Here is a 24973-nt window from a genome sequence, read left to right on the forward strand (position 1 = left end):
AAGACCTCTCAATGGTTGCGGCGGAGAATCCGCCGCAACCATCCGCCATCCCCCTGTATTTTCAAAGGAAACCACATGGTCAACAGCGTCAACTTGAAAGCCTGCACCACCGGGGCCCAGCTCAGCGAAATCCGCGCCGAAACCGCAGGCGGCCCGGACAAGGTCGTCTCCTCGGAAAAAGGCGTATCGCTGGATCCGGCCCAGGAAGCGGCGGTCAGCAACAGCCGGCTGTTCGAAGCCGGCGTCAGCATGATGATCCTGGACGACCCGGGCCAAGTCGGCCGCGTGTTCGACGACTACGGCGCCAAACTGGCGTCGGTGCTGACACCCTTGTTCGCCGATGGCGACAAAGCCTGCAACAAACCCGACGCGGTGGTATTCAACGGCAAACCGATGGCGCTGCGGGACGTGTTCCGCTCCACCCTGGTCAGCCCGCTGACCTCGCCCGCCTCCGACCAAATCGGCAGAAAGACAACCCCCGATGGCAGCGGCGAAGCCTGGCTCCACACCCAGCTATCCAGCCCGCTGATGCGCGAGCAAGGCGGCGAGCTGAAATACGCCGACCAGAAAGGCGGCAACGACCTGCTGACCAAGATCAAGGCCGCCAGCTCCTTCGGCACCACCGTCTGGCAGCTGCTGAACGACAAGACCCACGGAGAGAAAAACGGCGCGGCCCTGCGCGACATGCTGGCGCCGCTGGGCGGCTCGCAGTCGCGCGATTGCGTCGCCCGTTTCGACGAATTCAAGAGCCGCACCCGCACCGAGCGCTTCGACGACGCGGTCAGCCGCATGCGCAGCGAGCGGCCGCTGCAAGTGGATTATCAAGTGGATTACTCGTCCGCCGGCGATCACGGCCTGGGCTTCGGCCGGGTGGCGGTCACCGCCCATGACGCGAAAAACCAGCCGGCTCTGGATGAGCTTCTGGGTCACAAACCGGCCGAGGGGCAGCGCTACGCCAACATCAACGGCGTGCCGCGCCAGGGCGCGCCTATCGAGTCGGCCCCGGGCAAACTGCCTACCCGGCCCTTCACCATGTCGCGGGCGGAAGTCGAGAAGCTGCCCGAGGCCTACGCCAAACTGCGATTCGGCGACAAGGGCGGCTTCCAGGAACTGCTCAAGCAGCATGAGTTTCCGCACGGCACCGGCGTCAACCGCTGGCAGCCCTACGGCACCTTCGCCACCGAGTCCAATCTGCGCGGCCTGCCGTCCGCCGGCGCGCAATCCGGCGGTACCTGCGACACCCTGCTCGCCCTGCACACCTTGAGCGACGAAGGCATCTACAACCGGCCCGACATCGTGGAGCCGGCCACGCTGGGCGTCGCCGCCTTCATGAATTTCGGCGCCTACCACACCTTCGCCGAAACCATCCCGATCGGCATGTCGGTGGCCAACGACGACGACGAGTACAACCCGTCCTCCGGCACCGCCAGCGCCTATGGCGAGGCGTTGCAAAAGCAGGGAAAACTGCAGGACCTGCCCGGCTACGCGACCGCGGAGCTGACCGCGCCGACGCACACCAATCTGCAGCATGACGCGCTGTACGACCGCCTGGCCAACCTGGTCGGCCAGCATGCCGGCGCCGGCATCGCCGGCCATGTGGCCGACCTGTCCGAGGCGCACAAGAGCACGCTGGAAGCCCTGCGGAGCGAGCATCCGGAATTGCGGGAAACCCCGCAGATCCAGACCACCCGCCTGGAGCTCGGCCAGATCGGCCAGCACGTCTGACCCCTCTCTGCCCCGCATTCATGGCACGCCCCGGCGTGCCATTTTTTTCCGCGGCTCCCGTTGCCGCCAGGCCGGCCGGCGCGACGGAAACCCCGCCGCCGACCAAACGCCTGGAAACCGAAAGACGCGGCCTTTTTTCGAAAGTCGGCCGCCGCGGCCAGGCCTAGCATCGATTCCAACATCACCCGTTCCAGAAAAGGAGCCCGCATGAACCAGCAGTCGACCCATCCGCTGCAGAGCCTGATGCAGGACCTGCAAAACCGCCAGCAAGGACTGGGCGAGCAACTGCGCACCTTCCAGGCGCTGCAGGAGGAAATCGCCGCCCTGCAGCGCCGCGCGCCGCAGGACGCCCAGGCCCGCCAGCGCCTGGACCGCCTGGGCCGCGCCATGCAAGGCGAGCTCGCGCCGCTGAATCAGAAGCTGTCGCAATGCGTGGAAAGCTTGCAAGGCAATTTCAAATCGCTTGAGGAGTCGCTCAAGCGCGCAGGAGAAGGGGCGCCGGGCAAGCCGGCCGCTCCGCGCAAGACCGGCCCGCAGCTTGGCCGCACTTTCATCTGAACCGTCTAAAGAGGATAACGCCATGTCTTTCGCCACCAACTTCGCCACCAGCAACCCCGTCGCCAGCTCCACCGACTACGAAAACTACGTCGACAACAAGGCCGGCCAGGGCGACTCCATCATGTCCCAGGGCATTTCGGTGCTCTACAAATTCATGACCCTGTTTTCCGACCTGGCCCAGGGCAAATACGACCAGATGAGCGCCAAGGCCGACCGCGCGCGCAATTCGCAGCAGGCCGCCAACCAGGTGGACGCCATCATCTCCAAGCTGGCCAAGGCCGACGACAAGGGCGATCTGCCGCCCGAAGTCATCCAGTACCTGAAAGACCACCACATCAGCATCACCGTGCAGAACGACGGCACTAACTCCACCAGCGACATCATGGCCTATCTGAAAAGCATCGGCCACGAAGACGGCAAGGGCCTGGACAAGGGCCAGCTGGACGTGATCAAGGGCGCGCTGGACGCCGACTCCGGCCGCTGCTCCGACTTCGTCACCCAGGCACAGCTGCAGATCCAGAAGACCATGCAGTCGTACAACGTCTGCGTCAGCCTGATCAACAGCATGCAGTCGCTGCTGGCGGAAATGAACAAGTCCATCGCCCAGAACATCCGCTAAGGAAACGCATCATGGCTATCGCAACCAGCTTTGCCGGCGGCGTTCCGGTCGCCGCGTCGGCCGACTACGAGAACTACGTCGACAACAAGGCCGGCCAGGGCGACTCCATCATGTCCCAGGGCATCTCGGTGCTCTACAAGTTCATGACGCTGTTTTCCGACCTGGCCCAAGGCCGCTACGACCAGATGAGCGCCAAGGCCGACCGCGCCCGCGACTCGCAGCAGGCCGCCAACCAGGTGGACGCCATCATCTCCCGGCTGGCCAAGGCCGATGACAAGTCGCCGCTGCCGCCCGAGGTGATCCAGTACCTGAAGGACCATCACATCGCGGTGGAAGGCAAGTCCATCGACGACTACCTGAAAGCGAGCAACCCCGCCGCCGCCTTTCTGGACAAGCTGCGCGAACGCATCGCGCAGGCCGGCCCGGAAGGGATGCGGTCGGACAGTTGGCAGGATGTGGTCAGCTATATGGACCAGCAGGGCATCAAGGTCGACGGCAAAAAGTGCTCCGACTACATCTGGGGGCTGCCGGAAGTCGGCCAGCGCAGCTACCAGAACATCAGCCGGGACCACATGCAGCACATCGCCGATACCCTGGCGGCCGCGTCCGGAGGATTGGACAAGGGCCAGCTCAGCGTGATCAAGGGCGCATTGGAAGCCGACTCCGGCCGCTGTTCCGACTTCGTCACCCAGGCCCAGCTGCAGATCCAGAAAACCATGCAGTCCTACAACGTCTGCGTCAGCCTGATCAACAGCATGCAGTCGCTGCTGGCCGAGATGAACAAATCCATCTCGCAGAACATCCGTTAACGCCATGGAGGACACGCCGATGCAAGACGATCTGGACACGGTGCGCGACTTCTTCGCCCAAGGCGGCACGCTGCAGGCGCTGGTGAACCTGGACCCCGCCGACCTGGACCGCGTCTACGCCTACGCCTGCCAGCTTTTCGACGCCGGCGACTACGCCGGGGCCAAACGCTTCTACCTGATGCTGGCCCGCCTCAGCCACTGGCAGTTCGATTACTGGCTGTCGCTTGGCCTGTGCTGCCAGCGGCTGGGCGAGCACACCGAAGCGATCTTCTGCTTCGGCCAGGCCGGCCTGCTGCGCCTGGACGACCCGCGCTCCGCCTATCTGGCCGGCCTCAGCCACCAGCTGATCGGCAATCGGCCGCAGGCGGCCAAGGCGTTCGCGGCGGCGCTCAAGTGGTGCGCGGCCAGACCCGAATACGCCGAACTCAAGGCTGAAATACAGCAACAAGCCGCCTCATGCCCCAAGGAGGAACACGCATGAACTCCATCACCGAAACCTTTTCCGCCGTCCCGCTCGGCGAGCTGCGCCGTCCGGACGAAACCGACGGCGCCGCGCCCAGCCAGCGCGTAGGCGCCGGCGCGCTGGACCCGCTGTCAGCCCCCAATGCCCGCGGCCGGGAGGCCAACGCCAACCGCGATTTCCACTCCCCGCCCCCGCCGCGCGAAACGGCGACGCTGCGCATGGCCGAAGGCGCGCTCAACCGCATTCTGGCGGTGTTCGGCCCGCGCGAGAACGGCAAGCCCATCACCCTGGCGCAGCTGGAACGCACGCCGATGGAGGCGATGAGCCTGGCCGCCTCGCTGCTGGGCGTCAAAGCCCTGGGCGACAGCGCCGACCTGAAATCCCTGGCGCTGGAAATCCGCACCCAGGGCGCGGAAAACCTGCGCCTGCGCCAGAACGAAGACCTGCGCAAACAGGTGGACAAGGCGATAGAAGACTCGCAGAAGGCGCAGAAGGCCGGCATTTTCTCCGCCATCGTCGACTGGATCGTCGCGATCGCCGAAGTCGTCAGCGGCGTCCTCAAGATCGCCGTGGGCTGCCTGACCGGCGCCGCCAACAGCGTGGCCGGCGGCGCGATGGACCTGGCGGCCGGCTGCGCCGGCCTGGTCAAGGCCATGTGCTCCACCCTGGCGCTGATCGATCCCAAGAACGCCGAGCGCTACAAGGAAGTGGGCGATGTGGCCGGCAAGGTGCAGCTGGCGTTTGAGATCGCCGGCATGTGCGTGGACTTCATCAGCGTGGGACGCGGCGTGATGGCGGCCAAGACGGTAGCCAACACCACCAAGACCGTGGTGGAGAAAGGCGCCGGCGAGCTGCTGGAAAACACCATCAAGCAGGCTTCCGGCGCCGCCGGCAAGGAAGTGGCCCAGGAAGTGATCAAGAATGTGGCACAACAGGTCGCCACGGAAGTCGCCGAGAAAACCGCCTCGGAAGTGGCGAAGAAGCTCAGCGAAACCGCCGCCCGCTTCTTCGGCCAGGGCCAGTTGCTGCAAGCCTTCAGCAAGCAGGCGATCGAAACCATGGTCTCCAAGGCCGTGGAAACCGTCGCCACCAAGGCGCTCAAGTCCGGCGCCGAAGCCACGGCGCAGGAACTGACCCGGCAGATCGTCAAGCAGGTGCAGCGCGAAATCGTGCAGGCGGCGGTCAGCGCCTGCCTGAAGAGCGCGCCCAATGTCGTCAAGACAGTGGTCGTGGCCGGGGTGCAGGGCTCCAACGGCATCGTCCAGGGCGCCATCGCCAAGGAGCGCGCCGAGCTGCAGAAGATCGTCCAGCAGCTGATCGCCGAAGGCAACTTCATGCAATTCATGCTCGACGAGTTCGACAAGCTGAAGAAACGCGCCCGCGAAGACATCGGCCAGCTGATGGACGGCGCCGGCAAGGCGTTGGCCAGCGGCTCCGAAAGCCAGCTCAAGACCGGCGCGGTGCTCAGCAGCATCGCAGCCAACATCGCCTGATCAAACAAGGAGAAGCATCATGACATCCCCCATCACCTCCAGCGGCGTAAGCGGCGGCGCGCCCGTGCTCAATGTGGCCGGCGACCAGGGCGGCGACGCCATCGGCCAGCTCAACGACCTGATGGTCCAGCTGGGCCAGCTGTTCGGCAAGCTGCGCGACCTGCTGCGCCAGTACAACCAGACCCAGCAGAACAACGCCTTCCAGATGCAGAAAACCTCGTTCAACACCCGGATGGACGCCATCGAAAAGGACTTCTCGGCGAAAAACGCCCAAGCCTGGGCCCAGATCGCCGGCGGCGTCACCCAGTTTCTGGGCGGCGTGGCGGGCGCCAAGGGCAGCGAGGCGTTTTCCCAGATCGGCCGCGGCGCGGACAGCATCATCCAGGGCAACGTCGGCTTGCACTTCAGCAATGGCCAGGCGCGCGAAGCCCAGGAGCAGCAAGCGGTGGCCGACTACCAGCACGGCCTGTCCGAGCAGCTGCTCAAGCGCTCCGACGAAACGCTGGAGAAGGCGCTCAAGGTGTCGTCCGACCTGCGCGAGATCCTGAGCACCCTCAACCAGGCGCATGAGCGCATCGCCAGCAGCGTGCGGTTCTCGTAAGGAAGACGGAGCATGGACGAGGTCACCCGCTTTCTCCAGGCCGAAGGCCTGAACCCGGCGCCGCAGCGCTTCCTGGACAGCGATTTCCTGCTGGGGCAGCGCATAGAAACCGGAAACTACGCGCTCACCTACCGCCAGGAAGACGAACGCCTGATCCTGTGCGATTTCGCCGCAGTCGCGGCGGACGGCCAGGCGGTGCTCGCGCTGATGGCGCTGCTGCGCCGCTTGACGCGGGCGGTGCCGGCGCTGCGCTACGTCGACGCCATGATCCTGTCCGCTCCGCGCGACCCCAAGCTGAATCAGACCCGTCAACGGCTGGCCGAGCTGATGCTGGCCGAAGGCGCCCAGCCGGTGCGGCTGGACGACGAGCTATGGCTGCGCTACCGCTGCCATTGAGCGGCGCCGGCCTGCGGCTGGACCGGCTGGCCGCCGCGGACTACCCGCGCTATCGCGCGCTCTACGGCGATCCACGCGTGGCCGGTCCTTGCGGGCTGGACGGCGGCGGCGAGGACGCGCTGCGAAGCGGGTTCGACGCCGCGCGCTCGCTTCCGCCCAGCCAAGGGCGCGCCTACGCGCTGCGCCATGCCGGCCAGGAGCGGCTGGCCGGCGTGCTGCGCCTGACGGACTGGGAACATCGGGCAGGCCACCTGACGCTGAGCTACACGCTCTGCCCGACGCTCTGGGGACGGGGCCTGATGGCGGGGTGCCTGTCCCCGCTGCTGCCCTGGCTGTTCGCCGGCGGGCTGGGCGAACCCATCCACCGCGTCCAGGCCTGGGTGCTGTCCGGCAACCAGCGTTCGCGCCGGCTGCTGGCCAGCCTGGGCTTTCAGCACGAAGGCACGCTGCGCGGGATGCTGCGGCTGGCGGACGGCCGCCATGACGTCTGCGCCTACGGCTTGCTCGCAGCCGATTTGCCAAATTCCCAGCCGCTTTGCCAAAGCGGCCAATCTGGCCCGGCGCCATGCTGGGGCCTCCACTCCAAGGAAATTCCCGCATGAATCACCCCGCCGCTCATGCTCCCCAACACGACGCGCTGGCCCGCCATTGCCGCGACATCATAGAAGGACGCAGCAGCCTCGCCTCGCTGGGCGGCCTGGACGCCGCCGCGCTGGAAGCCATCTACGCGCGCGGCTACGACGCCTGGAACGCCGGCGATCTTGACGCCGCCACTTCCGACTTCGGCTTCCTGGTGCTGCAACAGCCGCGCGACCGCCGCTTTCACTTCGCCTTCGCCTGTGCGCTGCAACAGCAGGGCGAGTTGCATCATGCTCTGGCATTCTTCAGCTACGCCGCCTCGATGCAGGCTGACGACCCCTTCGCCGTCTTTCATATCGGCGAATGCCTGCTGCGGCTGGATGAGATAGAGGGCGCGCGCGACGCGCTGGATGCCGCCATCGCCCTGTGCTACGGCCAGGCGGACAAGCCCGGCCATCACGCGCTGCGCCTGCGCGCCGAAGACCTGCTGGCCAAGCTGAACCACTGACCCGACAAAGAATCAAGGAAAGGAAACCGCATGGAAGCTTCAGTACGCATCTCCGGCTCATCGATTCAAGGCGTCCAACCCAACGAGCAAGCCAGCCGCGTCAACAGCGTCGGCGTCCAGTGCGACGACATCGGCATTTCGGCGCCGCGCGTCCCTGGCGAGATCAAAGACGCGCCGGATCTGGCGCAACTGGATAAAAGCGCCAAGGAGGCCGCCGACAAGGCCAAGTCCTGTGGCGTGGACCTGGCCAAGCGCAACTTCATCGTCAAGGCGCTGGGCTTCGTCGGCGCGGCAGTGGGCCTGGGCGCGGCCATCGCCGTCACCGTGCTAACCGGCGGCGCCGGCGCGCCGCTGCTGGCCTTCGCCGGCGTCGGTTTCGCCATGGCGCTGGCCGACGCCTGCTGCGCGCTGCACGACTGGCGCAGCAAGGCCGGCGGCGGCAGCGGCCTGCCGATGGAGGGCGACAGCATAGGCAACGCCGTCTACGCCATCGCCAAGCGCTGCAAGGCGTCTGACGACACGGCGATGAAAGTCGGCACCTATACCTCGCTGGGCATACGCTCCGCCCACCTGCTCGGCGGCCTGCTCACCGCCTATCTCGACCCGGCCACCACCGCCGGCACCGCCAAGCAGGTCGTCGCCGTGCTAGGCACCCTGGTTACCCCCACTCTAGGCGAGATCGGCAAGCATGTCGCCGCCGGCTCGGCGCTGCGCGCGGCGGAAAAAGGCAAGCAGGAGAAAGCCGAAGCCCAGGCACAGGGCCAGATATCCGTCGCCACGCCGCTGCTGCAGCAAAACCAAGCATTGTCCGCCCAGAAGAGCGAGGCGGAGCAAGCTCTGGCCGAGCACAAGACCCAGGCCGACCAGGCGCTGAACGCCATGCTGCGCGAGCAAGGCGCGGACAACCAGCAAATCGGCATCCTGCAGTTCTACGTCAAGCAGCTGGAAGACAAGCTGGCCCAGCAAAGCGCCGACCTGGCGCGGCACGCGGTGGCCTGAGATCTGAAACCATCCAACACCCCGGCAACAAAACAAAACCCCCGCCAAGGCGGGGGTTTGTCGTTCCGGATCCGCCCATCAAGGGCGGAAAAGGATTACTGGGTCTTCAGGCCAAAGGAATCAGCGGTCGCCTGGGCGGTTTTCGCTTCTTCTTCCAGCAGGGCCTTGATGGACAGGCGGATGCGGCCGCGGTCGTCCATTTCGATGGCCTTGACCTTCACCACTTGGCCTTCCTTCAGGTAGTCGGACACATTCTTGATGCGCTCGTTGGCGATCTGCGAAATGTGCACCAGACCATCCTTGCCCGGCAGGATGGAGACGATGGCGCCGACGTTGTTGTCGAGGATCTTGACCACGGTGCCTTCATACACCTTGCCCACTTCGACTTCGACGGTGATCTCTTCGATGCGCTTCTTGGCCGCTTCCGCGCCCTCGTTGCTGACCGAAGCGATGGTGATGGTGCCGTCTTCCTCGATGTTGATCTCGCAGCCGGTGTCCTTGGTGATGGAGCGGATGGTTTCGCCGCCCTTGCCGATCACTTCGCGGATCTTCTCCGGGTTGATCTTCATCACGTACAGGCGCGGAGCGTGGGCGGACAGCTCTTGCGGGCCGTCCACGGCTTCCTTCATCAGGTCCAGGATGTGCAGACGGCCTTCCTTGGCCTGCTCCAGCGCGACCTGCATGATTTCCTTGGTGATGCCCTGGATCTTGATGTCCATCTGCAGCGCGGTGATGCCGCCTGCGGTGCCGGCCACCTTGAAGTCCATGTCGCCGAGGTGATCTTCATCGCCCAGGATGTCGGTCAGCACCGCGAAGCGGTTGCCTTCCAGGATCAGGCCCATGGCGATGCCGGCCACGTGCGCCTTCAGCGGCACGCCGGCGGACAGCAGCGACAGGCAGCCGCCGCACACGGAAGCCATCGACGAGGAGCCGTTGGATTCGGTGATTTCCGACACGACGCGCATCGAGTAGCCGAATTCGTCTTCCGGCGGCAGCACCGCCACCAGCGCGCGCTTGGCCAGGCGGCCGTGGCCGATTTCGCGGCGCTTCGGCGGGCCCATGCGGCCGGCTTCGCCGGTGGAGTACGGCGGGAAGTTGTAATGCAGCATGAAGCGCTCGGTGTACTCGCCGGCCAGCGCGTCGATGATCTGCTCGTCCTGCTTGGTGCCCAGCGTGGTCACGACCATCGCCTGGGTTTCGCCGCGGGTGAACAGCGCGGAGCCGTGGGTGCGCGGCAGCACGTTGCTGCGGATGCTGATCGGGCGCACGGTGCGGGTGTCGCGGCCGTCGATGCGGGCGTCGCCGGACAGGATTTGGCCGCGGACGATTTCAGCTTCCAGACCCTTGAAGATGCCCTTGATCTCGTTGGCCTTCAGGGTGTCGGTCTCTTCGTTGATCAGGTCGGCCTTGACCGCGGCCCAAGCTTCGTTGATGGCCACGGTGCGGGCTTGCTTCTGGCGCAGGCGGAAGGCTTCGGCCAGCTTCTCGCCGGCGATGCCGCGGATCTGGGCGATCAGCTCTTCGTTGGCGACCGGAGCGGCCCAGTCGAACATCACCGGGTTCACTTCGTCGGCCAGCTCGTTGATGGCCTTGATGGCGGCTTGCATTTGCTCGTGGCCGAACACCACGGCGCCCAGCATCACGGCTTCCGGCAGTTCCTTGGCTTCCGATTCCACCATCAGCACGGCGCGTTGGGTGCCAGCGACGACCAGGTCCATCTGCGAGGTTTGCAGTTCGGTCTTGGTCGGGTTCAGGATGTATTCGCCGTTGGCGTAGCCGACGCGGGCAGCGCCGATCGGGCCGGCGAACGGCAGGCCGGAGATGGCCAGAGCGGCGGACGCGCCGATCATCGCCGGGATGTCGGAATCCACTTCCGGATTCAGCGACAGCACGGTGGCAACGATTTGCACGTCATGGTAGAAGCCTTCCGGGAACAGCGGGCGGATCGGACGGTCGATCAGGCGGCTGGTCAGCACTTCCTTCTCGGACTGCTTGCCTTCGCGCTTGAAGAAGCCGCCCGGGATCTTGCCGGCGGCGTAGGTGCGCTCAAGGTAGTCGACGGTCAGCGGGAAGAAATCCTGGCCCGGCTTGACGTTCTTGCCGCCTACGACGCTGACCATGACGACGGTGTCGTCAACGGAGACAACTACGGAACCGGACGCCTGGCGGGCGATTTCACCGGTCTCCAGGGTGACGGTCTGGCGGCCGAGCTGGAACGATTTGGTGATCTTGTTGAACACGAGGGTTTCCCTATCTTTTGGTTCACTGATGAAAATGCGCGAGTGGATAAAACAACGGGAACCCCTAAAAATTCTGACCTGATGAATGATCGGAATTTGTAGAGGCTCCCCCCGTTGTCACGACAGTTGAACTCGCACAGCTGTCGGTGTGAAAAAGTCGCAGCGAGCTGCGACTTTTTCAGAACCGTATACCGATTACTTGCGCAGGCCCAGACGGGTGATCAGCGCGCGGTAGCCTTCAGCGTCGGTGCGCTTCAGGTAGTCCAGCAGACGACGACGACGGCTAACCAGCTTCAGCAGACCACGACGGCTGTGGTGGTCTTTGGTGTTGGCCTTGAAGTGCGGGGTCAGATCGTTGATGCGTGCGGTCAGCAGGGCAACTTGAACTTCGGACGAACCGGTGTCGCCTTCAGCGCGTTGGAAGCCCTTTACGATTTCTGCTTTTTGAGCGGCGGTCATTGCCATTTGGATTACTCCGTTTCAATAGGGGTTTGAAAACCCGACAAGTGCGGCGAGCCGGAAAGCCCAACCCATTCCACACTTCGGTAAGCGGCGAATCAGGGCGTCGCCGCCTGGTTCGCCAGGAGCCGGATCGGATGCAGGCGGCCATCGCCGCGAGCCTCGCCCAGCCCCACGAATTTCCGGGAAGACTGTTGGTAAACCCGGAAACGCTGCATTTTCTCACACTTTTGTTCAAAACGCACGGGCTGGCCCTGAAGAAACTTGCCGATCTCGCCGTCGGCCAGTTCCAGCTGCGGGAAATGCATCACCAGCACGTCGGCCGGCATCAACAAGGCTTCGCGCGCCGGCATGTCGAGCAGCTCCAGATCGGCCAAGGCATGCGACTGCTCCAGGCCGAAGCCGCCAGTGGCGGTGCGGCGCAGCGCGGTCAGATGCGCGCCGCAGCCCAGCGCCTCGCCGATGTCGCAGCCCAGGGTGCGGATATAGGTGCCCTTGGTACACAGCACCTCGATCTCGGCCGACACGCCGTCGAATGACAGCAGGTCCAGCTTGCGGATGGTGACTTGGCGCGCCTCGCGCGGCACCTCGATGCCGGCGCGCGCGTATTCGTACAGCGGCTTGCCCTGGTGCTTCAGCGCCGAATACATCGGCGGCACCTGGCTGATCTCGCCGCGGAAGCGCTCCAGCGCGGCGTCCAGCTGCTCGCGGCTGAAATTCACCGGCCGCTCGGACACCACCTCGCCCTCCACGTCGCCGGTGGTGGTCACCACGCCGAACTTCACCGTGGCGCGGTAGCCCTTGTCGGCATCCAAGAGATAAGACGAAAACTTGGTGGCCTCTCCCAGGCATACCGGCAGCAGGCCGGTAGCCAATGGGTCCAGCACGCCGGTGTGGCCCGCCTTGGCGGCGTTCAGCAGCCAGCGCGCCTTCTGCAGCGCGTTATTGCTGGAGATATCGTAAGGCTTGTCGATCAGCAGCACGCCATCGATCTGGCGGCGGTTGCTGCGCGGCTTGCTCATTCGGCCTTACCCTCGTCCTCGCCGGCGTCGCCTTCAAGCTGCTCGCCAAATTTCTCCGCGTCTTCGCGCGCCACTTGGTTGATCAGGCTGGTCAGATGCATGCCGCGCTCCACCGAGTCGTCATAGACGAAATGCAGCTGCGGCATGCTGAACATCTTGATCGCGCGGCCCAGCTCGTTGCGCAGATAGCCGGCGGAGCTGTCCAGCGCTTCCTGGGTGGCCTCGCGCGTGCTCTCGACCATCACGGTGTAATACACCTTGGCGTGCGAGTAGTCGCGGGTCACTTCCACCGCGGTGATGGTGATCCAGCCGGCGCGCGGATCTTTCAGGCCCTTGCGGGTCAGCTCGGCCAGCTCGCGCTGGATCTGCTCGGCGATGCGGTCCGAGCGGGAAAAACCTTTTTTGGCTTTGGCCATGTCACTTCCAATTCTGTTCTGGCGCGGCCCAAACGGCCGCCAAGCCACGGGGCCCGCCGAAACGCACGCGGCACGGCATGCGCTTCGACGGGCGTCGTGGCGGATATGAAAAAGGGCGAGCGCCCGCCGGCCATCCGGCCGACGCGGCACCCGCCCCTGGCGTCCCGATTACAGGGAACGCGCGATTTCCACGATTTCGAACGCTTCCAGCTGGTCGCCTTCCTGGATGTCGTTGAAGTTCTTCAGCATCAGGCCGCATTCGTAGCCCTGCTTCACTTCCTTCACGTCGTCCTTGAAGCGCTTCAGCGATTCCAGTTCGCCGGTGTGGATCACCACGTGGTTGCGGATCAGACGGATCGAAGCGCTGCGCTTGATCATGCCGTCGGTCACCATACAACCTGCGATGTTGCCCACCTTGGAAACCGTGATCACCTGACGGATCTCGACGGTGCCCAACACCTGTTCCTTCTTCTCCGGAGCCAGCATGCCGGACAGCGCGGCCTTCACCTCGTCCACAGCATCGTAAATGATGTTGTAGTAACGGATGTCGACGCCCTCGTTCTCCGCCAGCTTGCGCGCGGCGGCGTCGGCTCGGGTGTTGAAGCCGATGACGATGGCCTTGGACGCGATCGCCAGGTTGACGTCGGACTCGCTGATGCCGCCCACGCCGGAGTGCAGGATGGATACGCGCACTTCTTCGGTGGACAGTTTCTGCAGGCTGCCGGCCAGCGCTTCGTACGAACCCTGCACATCCGCCTTGATGATGACGGACAGGGTCTGCACTTCGCCTTCGGACATCTGGGCGAACATGTTTTCCAGCTTGGCGGCTTGCTGCTTGGCCAGACGCACGTCGCGGAACTTGCCGGCGCGGAACAGGGCGATTTCACGCGCCTTCTTCTCGTCGGCCAGAACCATCGCGTCTTCGCCTGCTTGCGGCACGTCGGACAGGCCCAGGATTTCCACCGGGATGGCCGGACCGGCCGAGTCGATCGGCTTGCCGTTTTCGTCCATCATGGCGCGGACGCGGCCAAATGCCGTACCCGCCAACACCACGTCGCCCTTTTTCAGGGTGCCGGACTGAACCAGCAGCGTGGCGACCGGACCGCGACCCTTGTCAAGGCGGGCTTCGACGATGATGCCCTTGGCCAGGCTTTCCACCGGCGCCTTCAGCTCCAGCAGTTCAGCTTGCAGCAGAATGGCTTCCAGCAGTCCGTCGATATTGGTGCCCATCTTGGCGGACACTTCGACGAACTGGGTGTCGCCGCCCCAGTCTTCCGGCACCACTTCATGCGATACCAGTTCCTGGCGGATGCGCTCGACGTTGGCGCCCTGCTTGTCGATCTTGTTGACCGCCACCACCATCGGCACCTTGGCGGCCTTGGCGTGGTGAATCGCTTCGATCGTTTGCGGCATCACGCCGTCGTCGGCAGCCACTACCAGCACGACGATGTCGGTGGCCTTGGCGCCGCGGGCACGCATCGCGGTAAACGCTTCGTGACCCGGGGTATCCAGGAAGGTCACCATGCCGCGCGGGGTTTCCACGTGGTAGGCGCCGATGTGCTGGGTAATGCCGCCGGCTTCGCCCGCCGCTACTTTGGCGCGACGGATGTAGTCCAGCAGCGAGGTCTTGCCGTGGTCGACGTGGCCCATTACGGTCACCACCGGGGAACGCGGGCGCTCCACTACCGCGACGGTCTCGCCGCCGGTCACTTCCAGGTAGGCTTCCGGATCGTCCGCCTGAGCGGCCTTGCCGATGTGGCCCATTTCCTCAACCACGATCAACGCGGTTTCCTGGTCCAGCACCTGGTTGATGGTGACCATCATGCCCATCTTCATCAGGGTCTTGATCACTTCAACGGCTTTCACCGCCATCCGGTGAGCCAGCTCGGCCACGGTGATGGTTTCCGGCACCAGAACCTCATGCACGATGGGGTCGGTCGGCGTCTGGAAAGCATGCTGGTTGTTGCCCTGCTTATGCCTGCCTTTGCCGCGCGACTTCCAATCGTTGCCGGCGTCGCCGCCCTTGGTCTTCAGACCGCGGCCGCCCTTCTTGTTGTCGTCCCAGCGGTCGCCGCCCTTCTTGTTGCCGCCGCCCTTCTTGGCGTCCGGACGGCCGGCAACGGTAGCCGGAATCGCCGGAGCGCCAGGCACGCCGGGCGCTGCCGGACGCGGACCACGATCGCCGGCGCCAGCCGGGCGCGGGCCGCGGTTATCGCCAGCCGGACGCGGACCACGATCGCCAGCCGGACGCGGGCCGCGATCGCCGGCGCCTGCCGGACGCGGACCACGATTGTCGCCAGCCGGACGCGGACCGCGATCGCCCGCCGGGCGGGCATTGCGGTCGCCAGCCGGAGCCGGGCGGCGCTCTTCGCGCTGCGGTTCTGCGACCGGGGCCGGAGTCGGCGCGGGGGCCGGCTGCGACGCGGCCAGCTTGGCTGCCTGGCGGCGCTCTTCGCGCTCGATCTTTTCGCGCATCAGCGCTTCCTGACGGGCGCGGAAAGCGGCTTGGCGCTTTTCTTCCGCTTCGCGCGCGGCGATTTCTTCCGGCGACAGGATGGAGGCGACAGTGCGCGGAGCCGGCGCGGCGGCCGGCTTCGGCTCGGGCTTGGCTTCCGGCTTAGGTTCCGGCTTGGCCTCGACCTTCGGTTCCGGCTTCGGCTCGGGCTTCGGTTCCGGCTTGGCTTCCACCTTGGGCTCCGGCTTCGCTTCCGGCTTGGCTTCCGCCGGCGCGGCGACAGGCGCCGCCTCAACCGGCTTCGCGGCCTCGGCGCGCGGAGCGTCGTCAGGACGAGCCACTACGCGCTTCTTGCGGGTTTCCACGGTCACGGTGCTGCCGTCGGCCTTCTTCACTTCGGAAGTCGACTTGCGAGTCAGGGTGATATTGGAATCGTCGCGCGCGCCGTGCGAACGTTTCAGGTAGTCCAGGAGCTGGGACTTGTCTTGCGCCGATAGGGTGTCATCCGGCGAGCGCTTGCTCACTCCGGCTGCCTTCAGCTGTTCCAGCAGGCGTTCCGGCGTGAGATTCATCTCACCGGCAAATTGTTTTACATTCGTCAAAACCATGCGTCTTCCCAAATTCCGTAAATACTTCCCGAGAAAGCCTTACTGGTTGAACCAGTGTTCGCGCGCCTTCATGATGATTGCGCGTGCAGCTTCCGCTTCCATGCCGGTCATGTCCACCAGATCGTCAACGGCCAGGTCGGCCAGATCGTCGCGGGTGGCCACACCGCCTGCGGCCAGCTTGCGAACCAGCTCGGCATCCAGGCCCTCAACGTCCTTCAGGTCGTCGGATACATTTTCGACCTGCTCTTCGGACGCGATGGCCTGCGTCAGGAGCGCATCACGGGCGCGGCTACGCAGCTCGCCCACCAGCTCCTCGTTGAAGCCTTCGATTTCCAGCATTTCTTCCAACGGCACATAGGCCACTTCTTCCAACGCGGCGAAGCCCTCTTCCACCAATTTGGCGGCGGTGTCTTCGTCCACGCTCAGCGCGCTGACGAACAACTGGCGCAGCGCGGCGTCCTCGGCCTGGTGCTTCTCTTCAGCCTCGGTCACGGTCATGATGTTCAGGTACCAGCCGGTCAGCTCGGCGGCGAGCTTGACGTTCTGGCCGCTGCGGCCGATGGCCAGCGCCAGCTGCTCTTCCTCGACGATCACGTCCATGCTGTGATTGTCTTCATCAACCATGATGCGGCTCACTTCAGCCGGCGACAGCGCGTTGATCACGAACTGGGCCGGTTCCGGCGCCCACAACACGATGTCGACGCGCTCGCCCGCCAGTTCCTGGGTCACGGCCTGTACGCGGGAGCCGCGCATGCCGATGCAGGTGCCTTGCGGGTCGATGCGGGCGTCGTTGGCCTTGACGGCGATCTTGGCGCGCATGCCCGAATCGCGCACGGCGGCGCGGATTTCCAGCATGCCTTCCTCGATCTCCGGCACTTCCAGCTCGAACAGCTTGACCAGGAATTCCGGCGCGGTGCGCGACAGGATCAGCTGCGGACCGCGGCCCTGGCGATCGATGCGCAGCAGGTAGGCCTTCACGCGGTCGCCCACGCGCAGGTTTTCCTTCGGAATCATCTGATCGCGCGGCAGCACGGCTTCCAGCTTGCCGCACTCGACGATGGCGTTGCCGCGCTCGATGCGCTTGATGGTGCCGATCACCAGGTGTTCGCGGCGCTGCAGGAACTCATTCAGCAGCTGTTCGCGCTCGGCGTCGCGGATGCGTTGCAGGATTACCTGCTTGGCGGTCTGCGCGCCGATGCGGCCGAACTCGACGGCTTCCATCTGCTCTTCGATGAAGGCGCCCACTTCGATGCGCGGATCGCGGTCGCGCGCGTCGATCAGGCCGATTTCCTTGCTGTCGCTCTCAACAAGCTCGTCTTCCACCACTGTCCAGCGGCGGAAAGTCTGGTACTGGCCGGTGTGGCGGTCGATTTCGACGCGCACGTCCATCTCGTCATCGGTAAACTTCTTCTTGGTGGCCGAGGCAAGCGCCATCTCAAGGGCGGAGAACACCACATCCTTGCTGACATTCTTTTCGCTCGCCAGGGCATCCACCAGCAACAAAATCTCGCGACTCATGCATTCCTCTCCGAATTTTGTCCTTTAGCGCGGGCTATCGCCGTCCAGACATCAGAACTCAGGCTCGATACGAGCCTTGTCGATGTTGGCGAACGGAATCTCCACGATGCGGCCATCCACATCCAGCTTCACGGAGCCGTCCTCGACCCCGGCAAGACGACCGGTAAATTTCTTCTGCTGCTCGATCGGCATCCGCGTCTTGATCTTGGCGAGCTGACCGGAGAAGCGGACAAAATCGGCCTCCTTCTTCAGCGGGCGATCCAGGCCCGGCGAAGACACTTCCAAACGCTCGTAATCCACGTTCTCGACCATGAACAGCCGAGTCAGGTGATTGCTCACCAGCACGCAGTCTTCCACGGTGATGCCACCGGGCTTATCGATAAATACGCGGAAACCGCCACCTTGGGTCATTTCGAAATCGACGAGCTCATAGCCCAGACCCTGCAGGGTGTTTTCCAGCAGCAAACGAACATCCATTGCTTTTTCCACAAATAAAAAATGGGCGAAACGCCCATCCCTAACCGCTGCGATTGTAACCTATTTCCGCAAAAAAGAAAACCGGCGCGGCCGCCCGACCCCTGAGCGGAAGCCGCCGCATGCCAGACAACTTTGCGAGACGATTTCAGTTGCGATACATTACCGCGGATCAAACTGCGGTTTGATCGCAATGGCCTTCAGGCCGACAACAACAACTATTAAATAGCGACTCGCAAAAACGCTCGTCCGCGCCCGCCGCGGCGAAGCTCGCTAAAACCCGCACGACGGAGAAACCCGGATTTATGGATAAGGTGTGGCTCAAAAACTACCAGCCCGGCGTCGCCCACGAGATCGACATCAACCAGTTCCAGTCGGTAACCGAGGTGTTCGACCGCAGCGTCAAGAAATTCAGCGGCCGGCCGGCGATGGCCTGCATGGACAAGGTGCTCAGCTATGCTGAGCTGGACGCGCTCAGCGGCCGGTTCGCCTCTTTCCTGCAACACAGGCTGGGCCTGAAAAAAGGCGACCGCGTCGCGCTGATGATGCCCAATCTGCTGCAATACCCGATCGCGGTGTTCGGCACGCTGCGCGCCGGCGGCGCGGTGGTCAACGTCAATCCGCTGTACACCCCGCGCGAGCTGGAACACCAGCTCAAGGATTCCGGCGCGGAAACCATCGTCATCCTGGAGAACTTCGCCGGCGTGCTGGAGCAGGTGCTGCCCCGCACCCAGGTGAAGAACGTGGTGATCGCGTCCATCGGCGAGATGCTGGGCGTCTTCAAGGGCGCGCTGGTGAACTTTGTGGTGCGCAAGGTCAAGAAGATGGTGCCGCCCTGGCACATTCCCGGCCACATCCGCTTCAACGACGCGCTGTCCATCGGCGCGGCCAAGCCCTACGACAAGGTGGCGCTGACCCACGACGACATCGCCTTCCTGCAGTACACCGGCGGCACCACCGGCGTGGCCAAGGGCGCGGTGCTGCTGCACCGGAACATCGTTGCCAACATGCTTCAGGCGAGCGCCTGGGTAGGCACGCTGGTGCGCGAAGGCCAGGAAGTGATCGTCACCGCGCTGCCGCTGTACCACATCTTCTCGCTGACCGCGAACCTGATGGTGTTCACCGAGATCGGCGCGCTCAACGTGCTGATCACCAACCCGCGCGACATCCCCGGCTTCGTCAAGGAGCTGCGCAAATATCAGATCACTTGCATCACCGGCGTCAACACGCTGTTCAACGCGCTGCTGAACAACCCGGAATTCTCCAAGCTGAACTTCTCCACCTGGCGATTGACCCTGGGCGGCGGCATGGCGGTGCAGAAGGCGGTGGCCGACAAATGGAAGGCCGTCACCGGCGTGCCGCTAGTGGAGGCCTACGGCCTGACCGAGACCAGCCCCGCCGCTTGCATCAACCCGATGGACCTGAAGGAATACAACGGCACCATCGGCCTGCCGGTCCCCTCCACCGAGATCGAGATCCGCGACGCCGAAGGCAAGCCGGTAGCCATGGGCGAACAGGGCGAGCTGTGCATCCGCGGCCCGCAAGTGATGCGCGGCTACTGGCAGCGGCCGGATGAGACGACCAAGGTGCTGGGCGACGACGGCTTCCTCGCCACCGGCGACATGGCCGTGATCACCCCGGAAGGCTACGTCAAACTCGTGGACCGCAAGAAGGACATGATCCTGGTGTCCGGCTTCAACGTCTATCCGAACGAGATCGAAGACGTGGTGGCCGGCCATCCGGACGTGCTGGAAGTGGCCTGCATCGGCGTGCCGGACGACAAGTCCGGCGAGGTGGTCAAGGTATTCGTGGTGAAGAAGAACCCGGCCCTCACCGACAAGGACATCATCCGCTACTGCCGCGAAAACCTCACCGGCTACAAGGTGCCCAAGCTGGTGGAGTTCCGCACCGAGCTGCCCAAGACCAACGTCGGCAAGATCCTGCGCCGCGCGCTGCGCGACCAGGAAACCGCCAAACCGGCCTGACGGTCCGCAGCATCCAAGCGACGCCGCCCCTCCCGGGCGGCGTTTTGTTTTATCCGGAACAAACGCAAGCCCGCGCCGGACGGCTAAACTGAATCGACATCCCGTCCTGCCGGAGCGCTCCATGCTGATGTTGCCGTTCTTCAAGCTGATGGCCGAAAAAAAGGCCAGCGACCTGTTCCTGACCAGCTTTTCCCCCCCCATGCTGAAACTGGGCGGCGAGCTGATGCCGGTCAACGAAAAGCCGCTGACGCCGGACATGGTCAAACAGCTGGCCTACAGCCTGATGAGCGACGAGGAGGCCGCCGTCTTCGAGCGCGAGCGCGAGATGAACCTGGGCCACCCGGTGCCGGGCCTCGGCAGCTTCCGCGTCAATGTGTTCTGGCAGCGCGGCTCGGTCGGCATGGTGGTGCGCTACATCCTGCCCAGCATCCCCACCATGGAGGAGCTGGAGCTGCCGCCGCTGCTGGAGGAGCTGATCCAGCTGAAGCGCGGCCTGATCCTGGTGGTCGGCTCCACCGGCTCCGGCAAGAGCTCGACGGTGGCGGCGATGCTGCAGGCGCGCAACCGCAGCACCAAGGGCCACATCCTCACCATCGAGGACCCGATCGAATTCCTGTTCCGCCACGACCAGTCCATCGTCAACCAGCGCGAGATCGGCTTCGACACGCTGTCCTACGCCCGCGCGCTGAAGAACGCGATGCGCGAGGCCCCGGACGTGCTGATGATAGGCGAGATCCGTGATCCGGAAACGCTGGGCCACGCCATCACCTACGCCCAGTCCGGCCATCTGTGCATCTCCACGCTGCACGGCAACAACAGCTACCACATGCTCAACCGGGTGATGAACTTCTTCCCGCCCGAGGCCAGAGGCGCGCTGCTGATGGACCTGTCGGCCTCGCTGCGCGCGGTGATCTCGCAGCGCCTGGTGGCGACGCTGGACGGCGGCCGCACCCCCGCGCTGGAGCTATTGATCAACACGCCGCACATTTCGGAGTTGATTCGCGGCGGAGAGATGGACAAAATCAAGGAGGCCATCGAAAGCAGCATGAGCGATGGCGCGCAGACTTTCGAACAGGCGCTGTTCCAGCTCTATCAAGCCGGACGGATCAGCCTGGACGAAGCGCTGAAAAACGCCGACTCTCCCACCAATCTGTATTGGCTGGTCAATCAGTCGAAGGAGAGCGGCAAAGGCAAATCCGGCCCCGCCAGCGCGGCCGGCTTCGACAGCATCAAACTGGACTTGTAAACCCACCCGATGATTACCCTGTACGGCATCCCCAACTGCACCACCGTGAAGAAGGCCCGGCAATGGCTGGCCGACAACGGCATCGATTACATCTTCCACGACTTCAAGAAACAGGGCATAGACGCCGAGCGCCTGCAAGCCTGGACCGCCCAGGTGCCGCTGGCCAAGCTGGTCAACCGCCAGGGCACCACCTGGCGCGCGCTGCCGGATGAAGCCAAGGCCGCGGCCGATACGCCGGACGGCGCCATCGCGCTGATGCGGGAGCAGACTTCCGTGATCAAGCGCCCGGTGCTGGACCTGGACGGCAAGGTGGGCGTCGGCTTCTCCGAGGCCGACTGGACGGAGCGCTTCGGCTTATGAGCGCGACGCTGGATCTCGCCCGCGAGCTGATCCGCCGCGATTCCGTCACCCCGCGCGACGAAGGCTGCCAGGCGCTGATGATAGACCGCCTGGAGGCCATCGGCTTCAAGGTGGAGAAGATGCGCCACGGCGACGTGGACAACTTCTGGGCGCGCAGAGGCGACGCCGGCCCGGTGTTCTGCTTCGCCGGCCATACCGACGTGGTGCCCACCGGCCCGCTGGAAAAATGGGACAGCCCGCCGTTCGAGCCCACCGTGCGCAACGGCCTGCTGTACGGCCGCGGCGCCGCCGACATGAAGGCGTCTTTGGCCGCCTTCGTCACTGCCTGCGAACGCTTCGTCGCCGAGCATCCAGACCATCAAGGCTCGTTGGCGCTGCTGATCACCTCCGACGAAGAAGGCGTGGCGGTGGACGGCACGGTGAAGGTGGTGGACGCGCTGGAAGCGCGCGGCGAAACGATAGACTACTGCGTCGTCGGCGAGCCGACGTCCGAGCAGCGCCTGGGCGACACCGTCAAGAACGGCCGCCGCGGCTCGCTGTCCGGCCGCCTGGTGGTGCATGGCATCCAGGGCCATATCGCCTATCCCCAGTTGGCGAAGAACCCCATCCACCTGATAGCGCCGGCGCTGGCGGAACTGGCCGCCACCCGCTGGGACGACGGCAACGCCTTCTTCCCGCCCACCAGCTGGCAGGTGTCCAACATCCAGGCCGGCACCGGCGCGACCAACGTCATCCCCGGCCACTGCGAGCTGCTGTTCAACTTCCGCTTCTCGCCGGAAAGCAGCGCCGACAGCCTGAAGGAACGGGTCTGCCGGATACTGGACAGGCATGGCCTGGGTTACGAGCTGCACTGGCAGCTGTCCGGCCTGCCCTTCATCACGCCGCCGGGCGCGCTGACCCAGGCCCTGGGCCAGGCGATCGCCGAAGTGGCGGACGCCAAGGCCGAGCTGTCCACCACCGGCGGCACCTCGGACGGCCGCTTCATCAAGCGCATCGCGCGCGAGCTGGTGGAATTCGGCCCGGTCAACGCCACCATCCACAAGCTGAACGAGTGCGTGGAAGTGGCCGACGTGGAGCCCTTGTCCGAGATTTACCGCCGCACGCTGGAGCTGTTACTGGCCAAGGCGTGAGCGCCGGCGCTCCGCTATGCTGAAACCGGCGGCGACGCCGGTTTTTTTATATTTCCATTTCCCTGACGCAACCATGGTTGTTTGCGTCTCCACGCCGAATGTTGCGGATCGAACTAACAGGTAAGCTCCATCATCATGGAAATCGAAATCGCAAAAATCTTCATCGCCCTGCTGGTCCTGGTCAATCCGCTGGGCGCCATCCCCATCTTCATCAGCCTCACGCCCAACGCCGGCCAGGAGGAAAGGCGGAAAATCGCCAAGACCACCGCCATCGCCGTCGCCATCGTGCTCAGCCTGTTCGCCGTGGTTGGCGAAACGCTGCTGCGTTTTTTGGGCATCAGCATAGGCTCGTTCCAGGTGGGCGGCGGCATCCTGGTGATGCTGATCGCCATCGCGCTGATGAACGCCAAGCCCGGGCCCACCAAGACCACCAAGCAGGAACGGGAGGAAGCCGGCCACAAGACCAATATCGCGGTGGTGCCGATGGCCATCCCGCTGATGACCGGCCCCGGCACCATCTCCACCGTGATCATCTACGCCAGCACCGCCCATTCCTGGCTACAGGTGGCCTACCTGCTGGTCAGCGGCCTCCTGGTGGCCGTCACCTGCTACGGCGCGCTGGTGCTGGCTTCGCCGCTGTCCCGGCTGCTGGGCCAGACCGGCATCAACATCGTCAACCGGGTGATGGGCATGCTGCTGGCGGCGGTGTCGGTGGAAATCATCGTCGACGGCCTTTACCGGCTGTTCCCGCAGCTGACGCGCTGAAAATACGCGGCGGCGCGTCGCTTTCCCGGCAAGCCGCCGATCAATTTCCCGTCCGAAACCGCACTTCCTCCCAGACTCCCCTTGACTAATCTCACCCATCTTTCATACACCAAATAAGCGATAACGCACACTTTGCCTTCCCGATCATCCCTATCCCGCGAGGATGCCCCGATGTTCGATCAAAAACTGAAATCCGCCTTGAATGACGCCCTGGCTCAACTGGAAAATCAAAAAAACGTGCTGGATGCGCTGGACCGCTCGACAGCCATCATCGAATTCAGCCCGGACGGCATCATTCTCTCCGCCAACACCAATTTCGAGCAGACCATGGGCTACAGCGCCGAGGAAATCATCGGCAAGCACCATAGGATGTTCTGCCTGCCGCAGTTCGCGGCCAGCCAGGAATACAAGGCCTTCTGGCATGTGCTGCGGACCGGCGGCTTCATCAAGGACCAGTTCCGGCGCATCGCCAAAGACGGCCGCACCGTCTGGCTGGAGGCCAGCTACAACCCGGTCCACGACAAGCAGGGCCAGGTGGTCAAGGTGATCAAGTTCGCGCTGGACGTCACCCAGGAGGTCAAGCTCGCCCACGAGGCGAGAAACATCATGAAGGCCGTCGAGCGTTCGATGGCCGCCATCGAATTCACCCCGGAAGGCATCATACTGACCGCCAACGCCAACTTCCTCTCCGCCACCGGCTATACCGCCGAGGAAATCATCGGCAAGCATCACCGGATTTTCTGCCCCGCCGATTTCGTGCACAGCCCCGCCTATGAACACCTGTGGCAACAGCTGAAGCAAGGCGTATTCGTCACCGGCAGGTTCGAGCGCCTGCACAAGTCAGGCCGGCCGGTCTGGCTGGAGGCCAGCTACAATCCGGTGTTCGACGACGAGGGCGTGGTGTTCAAGGTCATCAAGTTCGCCACCGACATCACCGATCAGGAAACCGCGCGGCAGCAGGACCTGCGCCTGGTGCAGGAAGCGCACCGGCTGTCGGCGGCGTCGGACAGCGCGTCAAACGACGGCCAGCAGGTGATCCGCGACACCATCCAGGCGATGAGCGTGATCGCGGACAGCGCGGGACAGTCGGCGCGACTGATAGAAGACCTGGAGCAGAAAACCAACCGCATCACCACCATCGTCAACACCATCCATGAAATCGCCGACCAGACCAACCTGCTGGCGCTGAACGCGGCGATCGAAGCGGCGCGCGCCGGCGAGCAGGGCCGCGGCTTCGCCGTGGTGGCCGACGAGGTGCGCAAGCTGGCCGAACGCACCAGCTCCTCCACCAAGGAGGTGACGGAGATGATAGACGACATCAAGAACGGCACCGGCAACGCCACCGAGAGCATTCACGAAATGCTGGTGAAAGCGCAGAAAGGCGAGGAACACGCCAGCGAGGCCAGCAACTCGATCGAGCAGATACGCAACAGCACCTCGCAGCTGGCCGATGTGGTCAACCACTTCTCAGCCGTGCAGGCCGGCGCCAATAGTCAGGAGCCCTGAGGACAATCCACCGCGCGTCGGAAGCAGGCGCCGCCGCCC

24 protein-coding genes are annotated in these 24973 nt (G+C 64.4%); 17 read left to right on the top strand and 7 right to left on the bottom strand.

What is annotated here, in order from left to right:
• The first annotated feature begins 75 nt into the window (after positions 1-75).
• The 11 genes from ACX17K_RS20340 (at position 76) to ACX17K_RS20390 (ending at position 8750) form a co-directional block, all read left to right on the top strand.
• Positions 76-1725: a hypothetical protein gene (locus tag ACX17K_RS20340; RefSeq protein ID WP_493776184.1), complete on the top strand. Its 1650-nt coding sequence runs from the start codon at positions 76-78 to the stop codon at positions 1723-1725.
• A 207-nt stretch (positions 1726-1932) separates the two neighbouring features.
• Complete coding sequence (locus ACX17K_RS20345) at positions 1933-2283, top strand: hypothetical protein (protein WP_493776185.1); 351 nt, start codon at positions 1933-1935, stop codon at positions 2281-2283.
• A gap of 22 nt (positions 2284-2305) precedes the next feature.
• Positions 2306-2902, top strand: a complete 597-nt coding sequence (gene sseB / locus ACX17K_RS20350) for a type III secretion system translocon protein SseB (protein WP_493776186.1) — start codon at positions 2306-2308, stop codon at positions 2900-2902.
• An 11-nt stretch (positions 2903-2913) separates the two neighbouring features.
• A complete protein-coding gene (locus tag ACX17K_RS20355) occupies positions 2914-3711 on the top strand; it encodes a hypothetical protein (RefSeq protein WP_493776187.1) in 798 nt (265 codons plus the stop codon).
• 19 nt (positions 3712-3730) lie between these two features.
• Positions 3731-4192: a SycD/LcrH family type III secretion system chaperone gene (locus ACX17K_RS20360; protein WP_115618599.1), complete on the top strand. Its 462-nt coding sequence runs from the start codon at positions 3731-3733 to the stop codon at positions 4190-4192.
• Complete coding sequence (gene sctE, locus ACX17K_RS20365; RefSeq protein ID WP_493776188.1) at positions 4189-5667, top strand: type III secretion system translocon subunit SseC family protein; 1479 nt, start codon at positions 4189-4191, stop codon at positions 5665-5667. Before ACX17K_RS20360 ends, sctE begins: the two co-directional genes overlap by 4 nt.
• A gap of 19 nt (positions 5668-5686) precedes the next feature.
• Positions 5687-6268, top strand: coding sequence for a type III secretion system translocon protein SseD (sseD, locus tag ACX17K_RS20370; protein ID WP_493776189.1), 582 nt, complete (start codon positions 5687-5689; stop codon positions 6266-6268).
• Positions 6269-6280: 12 nt separating this feature from the next.
• Positions 6281-6664 (top strand): type III secretion system effector protein SseE, encoded by a 384-nt coding sequence (sseE, locus tag ACX17K_RS20375; protein ID WP_463090420.1) that lies wholly within the window; start codon positions 6281-6283, stop codon positions 6662-6664.
• Positions 6640-7266, top strand: a complete 627-nt coding sequence (locus ACX17K_RS20380; RefSeq protein WP_493776190.1) for a GNAT family N-acetyltransferase — start codon at positions 6640-6642, stop codon at positions 7264-7266. Before sseE ends, ACX17K_RS20380 begins: the two co-directional genes overlap by 25 nt.
• Positions 7263-7751 carry a SycD/LcrH family type III secretion system chaperone gene (locus ACX17K_RS20385; RefSeq protein WP_021475284.1) on the top strand — a complete coding sequence of 163 codons (489 nt, stop codon included), beginning with the start codon at positions 7263-7265 and terminating at the stop codon, positions 7749-7751. Before ACX17K_RS20380 ends, ACX17K_RS20385 begins: the two co-directional genes overlap by 4 nt.
• Before the next feature lie 30 nt (positions 7752-7781).
• Positions 7782-8750 (top strand): hypothetical protein, encoded by a 969-nt coding sequence (locus ACX17K_RS20390; RefSeq protein ID WP_493776191.1) that lies wholly within the window; start codon positions 7782-7784, stop codon positions 8748-8750.
• 95 nt (positions 8751-8845) lie between these two features.
• Here ACX17K_RS20390 and pnp read toward each other — a convergent pair whose 3' ends face one another.
• The 7 genes from pnp to rimP all read right to left on the bottom strand — a co-directional run bounded on the left by pnp (position 8846) and on the right by rimP (position 17945).
• Positions 8846-10990 carry a polyribonucleotide nucleotidyltransferase gene (gene pnp / locus ACX17K_RS20395; protein WP_493776192.1) on the bottom strand — a complete coding sequence of 715 codons (2145 nt, stop codon included), beginning with the start codon at positions 10988-10990 and terminating at the stop codon, positions 8846-8848.
• Between the two features lie 195 nt (positions 10991-11185).
• Positions 11186-11455, bottom strand: a complete 270-nt coding sequence (gene rpsO, locus ACX17K_RS20400; protein ID WP_493776193.1) for a 30S ribosomal protein S15 — start codon at positions 11453-11455, stop codon at positions 11186-11188.
• A gap of 92 nt (positions 11456-11547) precedes the next feature.
• Positions 11548-12471: a tRNA pseudouridine(55) synthase TruB gene (truB, locus tag ACX17K_RS20405; protein ID WP_493776194.1), complete on the bottom strand. Its 924-nt coding sequence runs from the start codon at positions 12469-12471 to the stop codon at positions 11548-11550.
• A complete protein-coding gene (gene rbfA, locus ACX17K_RS20410; protein ID WP_493776195.1) occupies positions 12468-12887 on the bottom strand; it encodes a 30S ribosome-binding factor RbfA in 420 nt (139 codons plus the stop codon). The genes truB and rbfA overlap by 4 nt, the downstream gene beginning before the upstream one ends.
• A 168-nt stretch (positions 12888-13055) precedes the next feature.
• On the bottom strand, positions 13056-15950 hold the full coding sequence (infB, locus tag ACX17K_RS20415) for a translation initiation factor IF-2 (protein WP_493776196.1): 2895 nt from the start codon (positions 15948-15950) through the stop codon (positions 13056-13058).
• Positions 15951-15989: 39 nt separating this feature from the next.
• A complete protein-coding gene (gene nusA, locus ACX17K_RS20420) occupies positions 15990-17468 on the bottom strand; it encodes a transcription termination factor NusA (protein WP_493776197.1) in 1479 nt (492 codons plus the stop codon).
• Between the two features lie 51 nt (positions 17469-17519).
• A complete protein-coding gene (gene rimP / locus ACX17K_RS20425) occupies positions 17520-17945 on the bottom strand; it encodes a ribosome maturation factor RimP (RefSeq protein WP_021477167.1) in 426 nt (141 codons plus the stop codon).
• A 302-nt stretch (positions 17946-18247) separates the two neighbouring features.
• Between rimP and ACX17K_RS20430 the strand changes: the two genes are divergently transcribed.
• The 6 genes from ACX17K_RS20430 (at position 18248) to ACX17K_RS20455 (ending at position 24934) form a co-directional block, all read left to right on the top strand.
• Entirely contained in the window at positions 18248-19927 is a 1680-nt protein-coding gene (locus ACX17K_RS20430; RefSeq protein ID WP_493776198.1) for a long-chain-fatty-acid--CoA ligase, read from the top strand.
• Positions 19928-20048: 121 nt separating this feature from the next.
• Positions 20049-21173: a PilT/PilU family type 4a pilus ATPase gene (locus tag ACX17K_RS20435; protein WP_493776199.1), complete on the top strand. Its 1125-nt coding sequence runs from the start codon at positions 20049-20051 to the stop codon at positions 21171-21173.
• Between the two features lie 9 nt (positions 21174-21182).
• Positions 21183-21533 (top strand): arsenate reductase, encoded by a 351-nt coding sequence (locus tag ACX17K_RS20440; RefSeq protein WP_021477170.1) that lies wholly within the window; start codon positions 21183-21185, stop codon positions 21531-21533.
• A complete protein-coding gene (dapE, locus tag ACX17K_RS20445; protein ID WP_493776200.1) occupies positions 21530-22663 on the top strand; it encodes a succinyl-diaminopimelate desuccinylase in 1134 nt (377 codons plus the stop codon). The genes ACX17K_RS20440 and dapE overlap by 4 nt, the downstream gene beginning before the upstream one ends.
• A 135-nt stretch (positions 22664-22798) precedes the next feature.
• Positions 22799-23428 (top strand): MarC family protein, encoded by a 630-nt coding sequence (locus ACX17K_RS20450; RefSeq protein ID WP_493776201.1) that lies wholly within the window; start codon positions 22799-22801, stop codon positions 23426-23428.
• Positions 23429-23599: 171 nt separating this feature from the next.
• On the top strand, positions 23600-24934 hold the full coding sequence (locus ACX17K_RS20455; RefSeq protein ID WP_493776202.1) for a methyl-accepting chemotaxis protein: 1335 nt from the start codon (positions 23600-23602) through the stop codon (positions 24932-24934).
• The last annotated feature ends 39 nt before the right edge of the window (positions 24935-24973 follow it).

Source organism: Chromobacterium sp. INPA-IVC (assembly GCF_059047085.1).